At 60.4% G+C, this 14,707-nt stretch carries 10 protein-coding genes, 2 tRNA genes and 2 pseudogenes; 10 read left to right on the plus strand and 4 right to left on the minus strand.

Annotated features, from left to right (window positions below; translation table 11 throughout):
• Nucleotides 1-506: 506 nt before the first annotated feature.
• Nucleotides 507-560, plus strand: a pseudogene (locus tag ACI77I_RS03710) (hypothetical protein); the annotation flags it as partial.
• Between the two features lie 390 nt (nt 561-950).
• A pseudogene (locus ACI77I_RS03715) lies at nt 951-1,466 on the plus strand (methyl-accepting chemotaxis protein); the annotation flags it as partial.
• 108 nt (nt 1,467-1,574) lie between these two features.
• Here ACI77I_RS03715 and ACI77I_RS03720 read toward each other — a convergent pair.
• The 4 genes from ACI77I_RS03720 to ACI77I_RS03735 form a co-directional block, all read right to left on the minus strand.
• Nucleotides 1,575-3,140 carry an ABC transporter permease gene (locus tag ACI77I_RS03720; RefSeq protein WP_406996980.1) on the minus strand — a complete coding sequence of 522 codons (1,566 nt, stop codon included), beginning with the start codon at nt 3,138-3,140 and terminating at the stop codon, nt 1,575-1,577.
• Complete coding sequence (locus ACI77I_RS03725) at nt 3,140-4,165, minus strand: iron ABC transporter substrate-binding protein (protein ID WP_094950962.1); 1,026 nt, start codon at nt 4,163-4,165, stop codon at nt 3,140-3,142. The genes ACI77I_RS03720 and ACI77I_RS03725 overlap by 1 nt, the downstream gene beginning before the upstream one ends.
• Nucleotides 4,166-4,323: 158 nt before the next feature.
• A tRNA-Leu gene (locus ACI77I_RS03730) sits at nt 4,324-4,410 on the minus strand.
• Between the two features lie 176 nt (nt 4,411-4,586).
• A tRNA-Leu gene (locus ACI77I_RS03735) sits at nt 4,587-4,673 on the minus strand.
• Between the two features lie 224 nt (nt 4,674-4,897).
• On the opposite strand from ACI77I_RS03735, the gene rnr reads away from it, so the two are divergent.
• From rnr to ACI77I_RS03775, 8 genes are all read left to right on the plus strand, one after another.
• Nucleotides 4,898-7,531: a ribonuclease R gene (gene rnr, locus ACI77I_RS03740; protein WP_094950961.1), complete on the plus strand. Its 2,634-nt coding sequence runs from the start codon at nt 4,898-4,900 to the stop codon at nt 7,529-7,531.
• Nucleotides 7,528-8,283, plus strand: a complete 756-nt coding sequence (gene rlmB, locus ACI77I_RS03745) for a 23S rRNA (guanosine(2251)-2'-O)-methyltransferase RlmB (protein ID WP_094950960.1) — start codon at nt 7,528-7,530, stop codon at nt 8,281-8,283. The genes rnr and rlmB overlap by 4 nt, the downstream gene beginning before the upstream one ends.
• 311 nt (nt 8,284-8,594) lie before the next feature.
• Nucleotides 8,595-9,017, plus strand: coding sequence for a 30S ribosomal protein S6 (gene rpsF / locus ACI77I_RS03750; protein ID WP_003217491.1), 423 nt, complete (start codon nt 8,595-8,597; stop codon nt 9,015-9,017).
• Between the two features lie 28 nt (nt 9,018-9,045).
• Nucleotides 9,046-9,276 carry a 30S ribosomal protein S18 gene (rpsR, locus tag ACI77I_RS03755; protein ID WP_003171373.1) on the plus strand — a complete coding sequence of 77 codons (231 nt, stop codon included), beginning with the start codon at nt 9,046-9,048 and terminating at the stop codon, nt 9,274-9,276.
• Between the two features lie 36 nt (nt 9,277-9,312).
• Entirely contained in the window at nt 9,313-10,206 is an 894-nt protein-coding gene (locus ACI77I_RS03760) for a hypothetical protein (protein ID WP_406996981.1), read from the plus strand.
• A gap of 18 nt (nt 10,207-10,224) precedes the next feature.
• Complete coding sequence (gene rplI, locus ACI77I_RS03765) at nt 10,225-10,671, plus strand: 50S ribosomal protein L9 (protein WP_003171376.1); 447 nt, start codon at nt 10,225-10,227, stop codon at nt 10,669-10,671.
• Between the two features lie 110 nt (nt 10,672-10,781).
• The gene (gene dnaB, locus ACI77I_RS03770) at nt 10,782-12,176 is read left to right on the plus strand and encodes a replicative DNA helicase (RefSeq protein WP_064450415.1); all 1,395 of its coding nucleotides are present in this window, start codon (nt 10,782-10,784) and stop codon (nt 12,174-12,176) included.
• A gap of 99 nt (nt 12,177-12,275) precedes the next feature.
• Entirely contained in the window at nt 12,276-14,579 is a 2,304-nt protein-coding gene (locus ACI77I_RS03775) for a YgiQ family radical SAM protein (RefSeq protein ID WP_094950958.1), read from the plus strand.
• The last annotated feature ends 128 nt before the right edge of the window (nt 14,580-14,707 follow it).

The raw sequence follows: 14,707 nt of genomic DNA on the forward strand, positions 1-14,707 counted from the left end.
AGCATCTGACCCGTTATCTGAACCGTGACAACCCGATCAACCAGGCATTGCTGGCCAAAGGTCAGGGCGACCGGGCCCTGGATAAAGTCTTGGATGCGGCGAAAAATGATCCTTCCGTGTTCTACGTCGAAGCGTCCATCAGCCCCAACGGCGTAGAGATTGGCAAGGTCCGCATGGGTGTCTCAACCACGGCGGTAGAGGCGGACCTGGCTGCGCTGGACAAGCGTTTTGCCGCGCTGATCGCCAGCAGTGATCAACTGGTAGGCGACAGCCTCAAGGGCGCTGCCGCAGACAGCGCCGCCGCCATGGGCGCGCGCCTGCAATCGGCGCAAGCCACCGCCACCCAGATGACCGCCAACACCACGAGTGCCGTACAAGATGCCGCAGGCACTTTGCGCTGGCGCATCGGCATGGGGCTCGCAGTGGTGGGGTTCGGCGTATTGCTGCTGATCGCTATCGTGCTGGGGCGGCGTGTGGTCAATCGCCTGAAGTTGCTGATCGCAGCCATGGATGACTTGGCGGCGGGCGAGGGCGACCTCACCAAGCGCGTGCAGATCAGCAGCAAGGATGAAATCGGCGACATGGCTTCGGCGGTCAATCGCTTTGTGGATAAGTTGCAGCCGATCGTGCGTGAGGCGGGGGATGTGGCTCAGCGTACCGGTGTGGAAATCGGCGCCATGACCTTGCGCAATGCCGGTGCCGACAAGGCGGCCGGTTTGCAGCGTGATGAAGTGGCCGAGAGCTTGCGCGCGCTGTCGCAAATGGCAGACGAGGCCCAGGCTGAAAGTCATGCGATGCAAGCGGCGTTGCAACAGGTGGTGGAAATCCGCCGGGCGACGGATGAAAACTCGCGCACTTCAGCAGAGGTCGGCAGCTTGATCGAAGCGTTAGCGGGGCAGGTGCAGGCAGGTTCTCAGGTTATTGAGCGCCTGGCTCAGCAAAGCGAACAAATTGAAGTGGTGCTGACGGTGATTCACGGCATTGCCGAGCAGACCAACTTGCTGGCACTTAACGCAGCGATTGAAGCCGCGCGTGCCGGTGAGACCGGGCGTGGCTTCGCGGTAGTGGCCGACGAGGTGCGTGCCCTGGCCAGCAAAACCCAGAGTTCCACGGGTGATATCCAGGCGCATATCGTGGCGTTGCAGCAGGGCGCACGTGAGGCGGTGGAAACCATCGGCAAGGCGGGTCGTCAGGCGAGCGAAGGCTTGCTGGTGCTGCGCGACAGCGTGCGCCTGCAGCAGACGGTGCAGGCTTCGGTGGAGCAGGTGCATGCAGCGATTGGCTTGGCGACGCGTGCGGCTGAGCATCAGGCCCAGGGCGCGCATGCGGTGCGTGGGCGGGTCGAGGTGATTCACGCCCAGGCCGAGCGTGCTGCGCAGGCGGTGGTGGAAACCACGGCCAGTGGCAAGGTGCTGGATGGGTTGGCAGCGCAGTTGAAGGCGAGCCTGGGGCAGTTTCGGGCTTAGCGTCGCCTGTTCCGGCGCAATCGCAGGCAGGCCAGCTCCCACATTCAACTGCATTCCAACGTTGGAACTCTGCCAACTGTGGGAGCTGGCTTGCCTGCGATTGCGGTCTCAGCGGCTCAGATACATCCGAGTCGTAAGCAGATACACCGGCAACCCCGACACCAGAATCAACAGCGCCGCGTAAGGCGCTGCCGCTGCAAACTCCACATTCGAGGTATGCGCCCAAACGGCGGTTGCCAGGGTATTCAGCCCGGTCGGGCTGAGCAGCAACGTCGCCGTCAACTCCTTCATCGCATCCAGAAACACCAAGGCGAACGCCGCGCCCAGTGCCGGGAAGATAATCGGTAAGGTCACCCGGCAAAATGCGCTGAACGACGATGCGCCCAACGTGCGCGCGGCCTCTTCCAGCTGCGGCGCCGCCTTGTTCAAGGCCGTACGAATCGGCGCCTGGGCCAGCGGCAGGAACAACAGCGCATAAGCGATCAGCAGCAGCGCCGACGTCTGATACAGCGCTGGCACGTAATGCAGGGCGAAATACACCAGCGTCAGTGCGATCACCAGGCCGGGCAGGGCATGCAACAGGTACGGCAGGCGCTCGGCCCAGATCGCCAGTTGGCCTTTGTAGCGCACCACCAGCAACCCAACCGGCACTGCCAGCACCAAGCACAGCGCCGCGCCACCTAACGACAGTGCCAGCGAAGACAACAGTGCCTCACCAATTTCGGCCACGGGAAATGCCGCCGACGAACCCACCGCCAGCCAGTACCCGAGCATCCCCAAAGGAATGCCGCTGCCAATGATCGCCAGCGCCAGGCAATAGAGTTGACCGAGCGGCGCCCATTTGCCCAATTGAACCTGTTCAGCATGCCGCGCCGCGCCCTGGCCGATGCGCACATGCCGGCCCTTGCCGCGTACGCGCAGCTCCAGCCACAGCAGCGTCAGGCACATCACCAGCAACACCGCCGAGAGCATCGCGGCATTGGCATTGCTGAATTCCAGTTCGAACTGTTGGTAGATCGCGGTGGTAAAGGTCTGCAGGCCGATGATCGACAGCGCACCGAACTCCACCAGCATATGCAAGGCAATCAGCAGTGCCCCGGCCAGTAGCGAAGGCCACAGCAAGGGCAGTGTGGTGCGAAAAAATACGCCCCAGCGATTCAGCCCCAAGGTGCGGGCCGATTCTTCCAGGGACGGGTCGAGGTTGCGCAGGGTCGCCGCCACCGGCAGAAACACCAGCGGGTATTTGGACAGGGTCATCACCAGGATCGCACCGCCCAGCCCTTCGAAGTTGGCGCTCAGCGACACCCAGGTAAAGCTGCTGACAAACGCCGGCACCGCAAACGGCAGGCACAGGATCACGCCCCAGATACGCCGACCCGGCAGGTTGCTGCGCTCCAGCAGCCAGGCCAGGGACAGGCCGATCACGCCGCAGGCCACTGTCACGCCAATCATCAGCGCCAGGGTGTTGCGCAGCAGCCCGAATACATACGGCCGCCATAGCAGATGCACCGCTTGCGCCCAGCCCGCCTGCCAGGCTTTGGTCCCGACATACACCAACGGCAGCAGACTCAGGCCAACCAGGAATAGGACGGGGATCAGCAGCCAGATTGACGGGCGCTTGCGTCGCGGGCTGAAACCCCCGCGCAAGGCGGGGGCGGGGAGCGATGGGTTCATCAGTTCAAGCCAACGTCACGTTCCAGGTCCAGGGCTTCTTCGGCGTTGCCGAGGTCCGCAGGGGTGACTTTCGGCGGTTGCAGCTCGCTGAAAGGCTTGAGGCCGCGGTTCGATTCCATGCCCTTGCGCAGCGGGTATTCGGCCGAGGTGTTGGTGATCACACGCTGGCCTTCTTCGCTGGTCATGAAGGCGAGTAATTGCTGGGCCTCTTTCGGGTGCTTGCTGGATTTCAGCGCGGCAGCCGAAGACACGGTGATCAGGCCGCCGGCATCGCCATTGGTGAAGTAATGCAGCTGCGAATCCAGGTTGGTTTTTTCTTTCTTGAGCGCAAACCAGTAGTAGTTGTTCACCAGCACGGTGGCCACTTCGCCGTTTTCCACGGCCTTAAGGGCGACCATGTTGTTGCTGTAGACCTTGCCGAAGGCGCGCAGGCCAGTCAGCCACTCTTCAGCGGCTTCGCGACCGTGCAGCTTGATGATTGCCACGGCTTGTTCCTGGAACGCGCCGCTGGTGGGTACGAAACCGACTTTGCCTTGCCACTCGGGGCCGGCGAAATCCAGTACCGATTTGGGCAGGTCTTTTTCGGCGATCAGTTTGGGGTTGAACGCTACAACGCGCGTGCGTGCGGTGACGCCCATCCAGTCGCCGTTGCTGCCGACATAATCCTTGGGCAATACGTCGAGGGTGCTGGCATCGATCTTGGCCAGCAGGCCTTGTTCACCGAGCTTGTTTAGCGGCGGCGATTCTTCGGTGTAGATCACGTCGGCGGGGGAGCGGTCGCCTTCTTCGACGACTTGGCTGGCCAGCTGGTTGCTGCTGCCTTTGCGCACGTTGACGTGAATGCCGGTCTTGGCTTCGAAGGCCTTGGCGAGTTCATCGCCGACTTCTTTGTGTTGGCCGTTGTACAGGGTCAGTGACACCTTGTCGGCGGAATAGGCGGCGGGCGAGAGCAGGGTCAGGCTGAGCAGAGTGAGGGTCAGGCCACGCAGAAGGGATGTCTTGAGACGGGTATTGCTAATCATCATCCGAAGTTTTCCTCGTTTAAATGCAACAAATCGTTGCCGATTTATACGGGCAGGATAAACGATAAAACTTCTCAAGTGCGCACGGGAGGGGAAATCGCCGAGGATGTTTTCAAACCCCGGAAACGAAAAAACCCGCTTTCGCGGGTTTGATCTGAATTTGGTGCCCAGGAGAAGACTCGAACTTCCACGACCTTGCGATCACCAGCACCTGAAGCTGGCGTGTCTACCAATTTCACCACCTGGGCATTATCAACAACGCTTGCGCCGTTGATGGAGCGAACTATACGGAGGGCTTTTTGATCTGTAAACCCCTGATTCAAAAATATAAATCAGGATTCTTGTTAAAAATCAAAGGCCTGAAACGCAAAAACCCGCTTTCGCGGGTTTTTGGAGACTCGAGGCGTAACCTTGAGTTTGAAATTGGTGCCCAGGAGAAGACTCGAACTTCCACGACCTTGCGATCACCAGCACCTGAAGCTGGCGTGTCTACCAATTTCACCACCTGGGCAGCATCAACAACGTTGCCGTCGTCGATGGCGCGCACTATACGGAGGCGATTTTGAGCTGTAAAGCCCTGGTATGAAAAAATCCTGGAAAATTTCGCCAATGGTCGTGCAAGGTGTGTTCCGGGGGCGACAAAAGCCTTTTAAACGCTTGTTGATGCCTGAAATTTCCCGTTTCAATACGCGTATGCCAAACTAACCCGCATATAGACAAGGTGAAAACTCTCTAATGGCCGATTGGCAGTCCCTCGATCCCGAGGCCGCTCGTGAAGCGGAAAAATATGAAAACCCTATTCCTAGCCGCGAACTGATCCTGGCGCACCTCGCCGATCGTGGTTCGCCTGCTAGCCGCGAGCAGCTGGTTGAGGAATTCGGTCTGACCACCGAAGACCAGCTCGAAGCCCTGCGCCGCCGTTTGCGTGCCATGGAGCGCGATGCTCAACTGATCTACACCCGCCGTGGCACTTACGCGCCCGTGGATAAGCTCGACCTGATCCTTGGCCGCATCGCCGGCCATCGTGATGGCTTCGGCTTCCTGATCCCGGATGACGGCAGCGACGATCTGTTCATGAGCCCGGCACAAATGCGCCTGGTGTTCGATGGCGACCGTGCCCTGGCGCGCGTTTCCGGCCTGGACCGTCGTGGTCGCCGTGAAGGCGTGATCGTCGAAGTGGTGTCGCGTGCCCACGAGTCCATCGTCGGCCGCTACTTCGAAGAAGGCGGTATCGGCTTTGTTGTGCCAGATAACCCGAAGGTCCAGCAGGAAGTGCTGATTACCCCGGGCCGCAACGGCGCCGCCAAGGTCGGCCAGTTCGTGGAGGTGAAAATCACCCACTGGCCAACCGCGCGCTTCCAGCCGCAAGGCGATATCGTTGAAGTGGTCGGCAACTACATGGCGCCGGGCATGGAAATCGACGTTGCGCTGCGCACCTACGATATCCCTCACGTCTGGCCTGAGGCTGTGCTCAAAGAAGCCGCCAAGCTCAAGCCGGAAGTGGAAGATAAAGACAAAGAAAAACGCATCGACTTGCGCCATCTGCCGTTCGTCACCATTGACGGCGAAGATGCTCGCGACTTCGACGATGCGGTTTACTGCGAAGCCAAGCCTGGCAAACTGCGCCTGTTCTCCGGCGGCTGGAAGTTGTTCGTCGCGATTGCCGACGTGTCCAGCTATGTGAAGATCGGTTCGGCCCTGGATAACGAAGCCCAGGTGCGCGGTAACTCCGTGTACTTCCCTGAGCGCGTGATCCCGATGCTGCCTGAGCAGCTGTCCAACGGCCTGTGCTCCCTGAACCCGAAAGTCGACCGTTTGGCCATGGTGTGCGAGATGACTATCTCGAAAACCGGCGAAATGACCGACTACCAGTTTTACGAAGCGGTGATCCACTCCCAGGCGCGCCTGACCTACAACAAGGTCAGCACCATCCTGGAACAGCCGAAAACCAGCGAAGCCAAAGCCCTGCGCGGTGAGTACGGCCATGTCGTGCCGCACCTCAAGCAGCTGTATTCGCTGTACAAAGTATTGCTGGGCGCTCGTCATGTACGTGGCGCGATCGACTTTGAAACCCAGGAAACCCGAATTGTCTTCGGCTCCGAGCGCAAGATCGCTGCGATCACCCCGACCACGCGTAACGATGCTCACAAGCTGATCGAGGAATGCATGCTGGCGGCCAACGTGGCCACTGCCGAGTTCCTGAAAAAGCACGAGATTCCTGCCCTGTACCGGGTGCACGACGGCCCGCCGCCGGAACGTCTGGAGAAGTTGCGCGCGTTTCTCGGCGAGCTCGGTCTGTCCCTGCACAAAGGCAAGGACGGCCCGACGCCGAAGGACTACCAGGCACTGCTCGCGAGCATCAAGGACCGTCCGGATTACCACGTGATCCAGACCGTGATGCTGCGTTCTTTGAGCCAGGCGGTGTACAGCGCCGACAACCAAGGCCACTTCGGCTTGAATTACGAGGCGTACACCCACTTCACTTCGCCGATTCGCCGTTACCCGGACCTGCTCACGCACCGCGCAATCCGCAGCGTGATCCACTCCAAGCAGAACACCCCGCACGTCAAGCGCGCCGGTGCCATGACCATTCCGAAGGCACGGATCTATCCGTACGACGAAGCGGCCCTGGAACAGCTGGGCGAGCAGTGCTCCATGAGCGAGCGCCGTGCCGACGAAGCCACACGCGATGTGGTGAACTGGCTCAAGTGCGAGTTCATGAAAGACCGTGTGGGCGAGTCGTTCCCGGGCGTGATCACCGCCGTGACCGGTTTTGGTCTGTTCGTCGAGCTGACCGACATCTACGTCGAAGGCCTGGTGCACGTCACCGCCTTGCCGGGTGACTACTACCACTTCGACCCTGTGCATCACCGCCTGGCGGGCGAGCGCACCGGTCGCAGCTTCCGTTTGGGCGATACCGTGGAAGTGCAGGTCATGCGCGTCGACCTCGACGAGCGCAAGATCGACTTCGGCATGCCTGACAAGCCAGTCGAACCGTCTGGCCGCAAAAAACGTGGCAGCGAAACCGCCGCACCGGCCGCCAAAGGCAAAGGCGCTCCTGCCAAAGCAGCGGCTGCCGAGCCTGCGCCAGCCAAGGCCGGTCGTCGTTCGTCGGCCAAGGACAAAGCCCCTGAAGCCTACCGCCCAAGCGACGCTGCGGCGAAAAACGCCGAGCTGCGCAAGAGCCGCGAGTTGAAGCAGCAGTTGCTCAGCGAAGCCAAAAGCGGTGGTAAAGCGGCGTCAGGGGGAAAGTCCCAGGGGGCGGAAAAGCCGTCGAGCAAGCCGAGCAAACATCGTAAAGGCCCGCCAAAAGCGGGTTCGGCTCCCGCGAAAAGCGGCGGGTCGCGCAAACCTAAGGCCAAGTCATGAGTCTGGAAAAAATCTACGGCGTGCACGCCGTAGAAGCACTACTGCGTCACCACCCTAAGCGCGTCAAGCAAGTGTGGTTGGCCGAAGGTCGCAGCGAGCCGCGCGTACAAGCGCTGGTCGAGCTGGCGACCCAGAATAAAGTCGCCATCGGCCAAGCCGAGCGTCGTGAGATGGACGTGTGGGTAGAAGGCGTTCACCAGGGCGTGGTGGCGGACGTGAGCCCGAGCCAGGTCTGGGGCGAGGCGATGCTCGACGAGCTGCTCGATCGCACCGAAGGCGCGCCGCTGCTGCTGGTGCTGGACGGCGTGACCGACCCGCACAACCTCGGCGCTTGCCTGCGTTCGGCGGATGCTGCCGGTGCGCTGGCAGTGATCGTGCCTAAAGACAAGTCGGCCACCCTGACGCCGGTTGTGCGTAAAGTGGCCTGCGGCGCGGCGGAAGTGATTCCGCTGGTGGCGGTGACCAACCTGGCGCGCACTCTGGAGAAGCTCCAGCAGCGCGGCCTCTGGGTTGTGGGCACGGCGGGCGAGGCTGAGGTCAGCATTTATGACCAAGACCTCACCGGCCCGACCATCCTGATCATGGGCGCCGAAGGCAAAGGCATGCGTCGCCTGACCCGTGAGCATTGCGATTACCTGGTGAACCTGCCGATGGCCGGTAGCGTCAGCAGCCTCAATGTGTCGGTTGCGACGGGCGTGTGCCTGTTCGAAGCCCGGCGTCAGCGTGGTGTCAAGGCTAAAGCCAAGAAGTAAGCCTGTCAGTGATCGTTCCCACGCTCTGCGTGGGAATGCCTCTTGTGACGCTCCGCGTCATGCTTTTGATGCGCACGCGAAGCATCCAGGGCGGCGTTCCATCGCAGAGCGTGGAAACGATCGCCTGAGCGCGTGGTGATTGTTCAAATAATCACCAATCACCTTGCGCGGTTTCTCCCCCTTCTCTACAATTGCGCCCCTTGCCTTCCTGGCAGGCACCTATGTGCCTCCCTGCGGCAAGATCCATAAGTGTCATTCACTCCTTGTCTGACCGTTTTTGAGCGGCAGGCTACAACCCGTAAGGAGCATTCATGCGTCATTACGAAATCATCTTTTTGGTCCACCCGGATCAAAGCGAGCAAGTCGGCGGCATGGTTGAGCGTTACACCAAGCTGATCGAAGAAGACGGCGGCAAAATCCACCGTCTGGAAGATTGGGGCCGTCGTCAACTGGCCTACGCAATCAACAATGTTCACAAGGCTCACTACGTGATGCTGAACGTTGAGTGCACTGGCAAGGCCCTGGCCGAGCTGGAAGACAACTTCCGCTACAACGATGCAGTGATCCGTAACCTGGTCATCCGTCGCGAAGAAGCCGTTACCGGCCAATCCGAGATGCTCAAGGCTGAAGAAAACCGCAGTGAGCGCCGTGAGCGTCGCGACCGTCCTGAGCACGAAGGCGCTGAAAGCGCTGATAGTGATGACAGCGACAACAGCGACAACGCTGACGAGTAATCCACGGACCTTTTAAGGAGCCTATCAAATGGCACGTTTCTTCCGTCGTCGTAAATTCTGCCGCTTCACCGCTGAAGAAGTGAAGGAGATCGATTACAAAGATCTCAACACTCTGAAAGCCTACGTATCCGAGACCGGCAAAATCGTTCCAAGCCGTATCACCGGTACTAAAGCACGTTATCAGCGTCAGCTGGCCACCGCTATCAAGCGCGCCCGCTTCCTGGCCCTGCTGGCCTACACCGACAGCCACGGCCGCTGAGACCGGGCAGTCGACAAGTAGTAAGGGATTGAATGCATGCGCGCCTTAGCTGAGTTCATCATGCGCGGTCGCGTGCAGGCCACTCTGGTAGTGGCTGGATGTGCGGCATTGCCGTTGCTTTATTGGTTGGGTGCTGCCGCGGGTTGCCTTGTGCTGCTGCGGCGCGGTTTGAAGGACGCCCTTGGCGTTCTTGCCCTGGGTTTGTTGCCGGCCTTGATCTGGTGGCTGCAAATGGGTGATCCACGGGTACTTCTGGTACTGCTGGGGTCATCGAGCCTTGCGTTGGTTTTACGCGCAAGTGAGTCCTGGGCCCGCACGCTGCTGGTCAGCGTGGCATTAGGGTTGGTGTACTCAGTGATGCTTGGCGCGGCTTTCCGCCCGCAAATCGAGGCGCTGTCGCAGGAAATCGTCAAGATCCTGCCGCTGGCCCTCGGGGATCTCTACCAGCAATTGTCGGTAGATGAGCGAGCGCGGTTTGCGTCACTGATTGCCCCGGTCCTGACCGGCCTGATTGCGGCATTGTTGCAGATCGTCAGCATGCTGAGCCTGATTCTTGGGCGTTATTGGCAGGCGTTGTTGTACAACCCGGGTGGTTTTGGTCGCGAGTTTCGCAGTATCAGAATCCCCGCGGGGCCGGCGATGTTGCTGCTGGCGTGCATGGTTGTCGGGCCGAACTTCGGCCCACAGATGGCCGTGCTGGCGCCGATTTGCAGTGTACCGCTGGTGTTTGCCGGGCTGGCCCTGATTCATGGGCTGGTGGCGCGAAAGCGCCTGGCCAAGTTTTGGCTGGTGGGGTTGTACGTGACGCTGTTGCTGTTCATGCAGCTGATCTATCCGTTACTCGTGGTTTTGGCCATTGTCGACGGCCTGATTGATTTTCGCGGTCGTCTGGCGTCGAAAGACGCCGATAACGCGAACGGTGAAGGTTAAAAGTTAGAGGATTTTCACATGCAACTGATCCTTCTGGAAAAAGTCGCCAACCTGGGCAACCTGGGCGACAAAGTGAACGTTAAGGCCGGCTACGGTCGTAACTACCTGCTGCCATACGGCAAAGCCACCGCTGCAACCGCTGCCAACCTGGCTGCGTTTGAAGAGCGTCGTGCTGAGCTGGAAAAAGCAGCAGCAGACAAAAAAGCTTCGGCCGAAACTCGCGCTGCCCAACTGGCTGAGCTGGAAGTGACTATCACTGCCACCGCCGGTGACGAAGGCAAGCTGTTCGGTTCGATCGGCACCCACGACATCGCTGATGCACTGACCGCCTCCGGCGTTGAAGTGCAGAAGAGCGAAGTTCGTCTGCCGAACGGCACCATCCGCAACGTAGGCGAATTCGACGTAGCCGTGCACCTGCACGCCGAAGTTGAAGCCACCGTACGCGTTGTAGTGGTAGCAGCTTAAGCCGCACCTAACTGACTGGCACCTCGCGTGTCAGCCGGTTAACATCGGGCACGATCCTGTTTACAGGTCGTGCCTTTTGTTTTTCTACGATTCCCCAATTCCAAGTGGCCATGAACGATATTTCAGCTCCTGAGCAATATGATCTGCAAACCGCTGCCCTGAAGGTGCCGCCGCATTCCATCGAGGCCGAACAGGCCGTGCTCGGTGGCTTGATGCTGGACAACAACGCCTGGGAACGCGTGCTGGATCAAGTCTCGGACGGTGATTTCTATCGCCATGACCACCGCCTGATTTTCCGCGCCATCGCCAAGCTGGCCGACCAGAACTCGCCAATCGACGTGGTGACCCTGGCCGAGCAGTTGGACAAGGAAGGCCAGACCTCCCAAGTCGGCGGCCTGGGCTACCTGGGCGAACTGGCGAAAAACACGCCATCGGTCGCCAACATCAAGGCTTATGCGCAGATCGTTCGTGCGCGGGCCACGTTGCGCCAGTTGATCGGCATCGCCACCGAGATTGCAGACAGCGCGTTCAACCCGGAAGGCCGCACCGCTGAAGAGATTCTTGATGAGGCCGAGCGGCAGATCTTCCAGATCGCCGAGGCTCGGCCAAAAACCGGCGGCCCGGTCAGCGTCAACGACCTGCTGACCAAGGCGATCGACCGTATCGATACCCTGTTCAATACCGACAACGCCATCACCGGCCTGTCCACCGGCTACACCGACCTCGACGGCATGACCAGCGGCCTGCAGCCGTCTGACCTGATCATCGTCGCTGGCCGTCCATCCATGGGTAAAACCACCTTCGCGATGAACCTGGTGGAGAACGCCGTGTTGCGCAGCGACAAGGCCGTACTGGTTTACTCCTTGGAGATGCCAGGTGAATCGCTGATCATGCGTATGTTGTCGTCCCTGGGCCGCATCGACCAGACCAAGGTGCGTGCCGGTCGCCTGGAAGACGACGATTGGCCGCGGCTTACCTCGGCGGTCAACCTGCTCAACGACCGCAAGCTGTTTATCGACGACACTGCGGGCATCAGCCCCTCGGAAATGCGCGCGCGTACCCGACGCCTGGTGCGCGAGCACGGCGACATTGCCCTGATCATGATCGACTACCTGCAGTTGATGCAGATCCCGGGTTCCAGCGGTGACAGCCGAACCAACGAGATCTCCGAGATTTCCCGCTCGTTGAAGGCCCTGGCCAAGGAATTCAACTGCCCGGTGGTTGCCCTGTCGCAGCTCAACCGATCCTTGGAGCAGCGCCCGAACAAGCGCCCGATCAACTCCGACTTGCGGGAATCCGGAGCGATCGAGCAGGATGCTGACGTGATCATGTTCGTATACCGGGACGAGGTGTATCACCCGGAGACCGAGCATAAAGGCATCGCTGAAATCATTATCGGTAAACAGCGTAACGGCCCGATCGGCACCACGCGCCTGGCCTTTATCGGCAAATACACCCGCTTCGAGAACCTCGCGCCGGGTAGCTATAACTTCGACGACGAGTAAAAAGTCGTCCCGCCAATTCCGACTGCAAAGGTCGGAATTGATCAAGATTTGTGCTATATTCCGCGCCCGCGATTTTTCATCTCAACACCGGTCATCGTCATGCAAACAGCCAAGCCGTTATTTGACTATCCCAAGTACTGGGCCGAATGTTTCGGTCCTGCGCCATTCCTGCCGATGAGCAGGGAGGAGATGGATCAGCTTGGCTGGGATTCCTGCGACATCATCATCGTCACCGGTGATGCGTATGTGGATCACCCGTCTTTCGGCATGGCCATCATCGGCCGGCTGCTGGAGGCCCAGGGCTTTCGCGTCGGGATCATCGCCCAGCCGAACTGGCAGTCCAAAGACGACTTCATGAAGCTCGGCGAGCCGAACCTGTTCTTTGGCGTCGCGGCCGGCAACATGGACTCGATGATCAACCGCTACACCGCCGACAAGAAAATCCGTTCCGACGACGCCTACACCCCAGGCGGCATGGCCGGCAAACGCCCGGACCGCGCGAGCTTGGTGTACAGCCAGCGTTGCAAGGAAGCCTACAAGAACGTGCCGATCGTGCTCGGCGGCATCGAAGCCTCCCTGCGCCGTATCGCCCACTACGACTACTGGCAGGACCGTGTGCGTAACTCGATCCTGATCGACGCCACCGCCGATATCCTGCTGTACGGCAACGCCGAGCGGGCTATCGTCGAAGTCGCCCAGCGCCTGTCGTGGGGCCACAAGATCGAAGACATCACCGACGTGCGCGGCACCGCGTTCATTCGCCGTGACACGCCGGCGGGCTGGTACGAAGTGGACTCCACGCGTATCGACCGCCCGGGCAAGGTCGACAAGATCATCAACCCGTACGTGAATACCCAGGACACCCAGGCCTGCGCCATCGAGCAGGAAAAGGGCCCGGTGGATGATCCTGAGGAAGCCAAGGTCGTACAGATCCTGGCCAGCCCGCGCATGACCCGCGACAAGACCGTGATCCGCTTGCCATCGGTAGAAAAAGTCCGTGGCGACGCGGTGCTCTACGCTCACGCCAACCGCGTGTTGCACCTGGAAACCAACCCAGGCAACGCCCGCGCCCTGGTGCAGAAGCACGGTGAAGTGGACGTGTGGTTCAACCCGCCGCCCATTCCGATGACCACCGAAGAAATGGACTACGTGTTCGGCATGCCTTACGCACGTGTTCCGCACCCTGTGTACGGCAAGGAAAAAATCCCGGCCTACGACATGATCCGTTTCTCGGTGAACATCATGCGAGGCTGCTTCGGCGGCTGCACCTTCTGCTCGATCACCGAGCACGAAGGCCGGATCATCCAGAACCGTTCCGAAGAGTCGATCATTCGCGAGATCGAAGAGATCCGCGACAAAGTGCCAGGCTTCACCGGCGTGATCTCCGACCTCGGCGGCCCGACCGCGAACATGTACCGCATCGCCTGCAAGAGCCCGGAAATCGAATCCGCGTGCCGCAAGCCATCGTGCGTGTTCCCGGGCATCTGCCCGAACCTGAACACCGACCACTCGTCGTTGATCCAGCTGTACCGCAGCGCCCGTGCGTTGCCGGGTGTGAAGAAGATTCTGATTGCCTCCGGCCTGCGCTACGACCTCGCGGTCGAGTCGCCGGAATACGTCAAAGAGCTGGTGACCCACCACGTCGGTGGCTACCTCAAGATCGCCCCGGAACACACCGAGGAAGGTCCGCTCAACCAGATGATGAAGCCGGGCATCGGCAGCTATGACAAGTTCAAGCGCATGTTCGAGAAGTACACCAAGGAAGCGGGCAAAGAGCAGTACCTGATTCCTTACTTCATCGCCGCCCACCCGGGCACCACCGATGAAGACATGATGAACCTGGCCCTGTGGCTCAAGGGCAACGGCTTCCGTGCCGACCAAGTGCAGGCGTTCTACCCGTCGCCGATGGCCACCGCCACCGCGATGTACCACTCGGGCAAGAACCCGCTGCGCAAGGTCACCTACAAGAGCGACTCGGTGACCATCGTCAAGAGCGAAGAGCAGCGCCGTTTGCACAAGGCCTTCCTGCGCTACCACGACCCGAAAGGCTGGCCGATGCTGCGTGAAGCATTGACCCGCATGGGCCGTGCCGACCTGATCGGGCCGGGCAAAGACCAGTTGATCCCGCTGCACCAGCCGGCCACCGACAGCTACCAGAGCGCCCGTCGCAAGAACTCGACGCCAGCCGGCAGCCACAAGGTCGCCAAGGAAACCACCACCAAGATCCTCACCCAGCACACCGGCCTGCCGCCACGTGGCAGCGACGGCAGCAACCCGTGGGACAAGCGCGAACAAGCCAAGGCTGCGGCCATGGTGCGCAACAAGCAGGCGGCCAAGGAGCGCGCCGACGCGGCTAAGGGCAAGGGCGGCAAGCCTGCGCGCAAGCCGGTCGTGCCGCGTTGATCGCAGCCTGAACATGCAAAACGCCAGCCTCGTGCTGGCGTTTTGCTTTCTAGCGGGTGGGTAGGCTGTTTGTTAAGGTGGCGCGCATTAGATTGCTATCGCAGGCAAGCCAGCTCCCACAGTGGACC

Origin of the sequence: Pseudomonas sp. D47 (assembly GCF_045447305.1) — a bacterium.
GTDB lineage: Bacteria > Pseudomonadota > Gammaproteobacteria > Pseudomonadales > Pseudomonadaceae > Aquipseudomonas.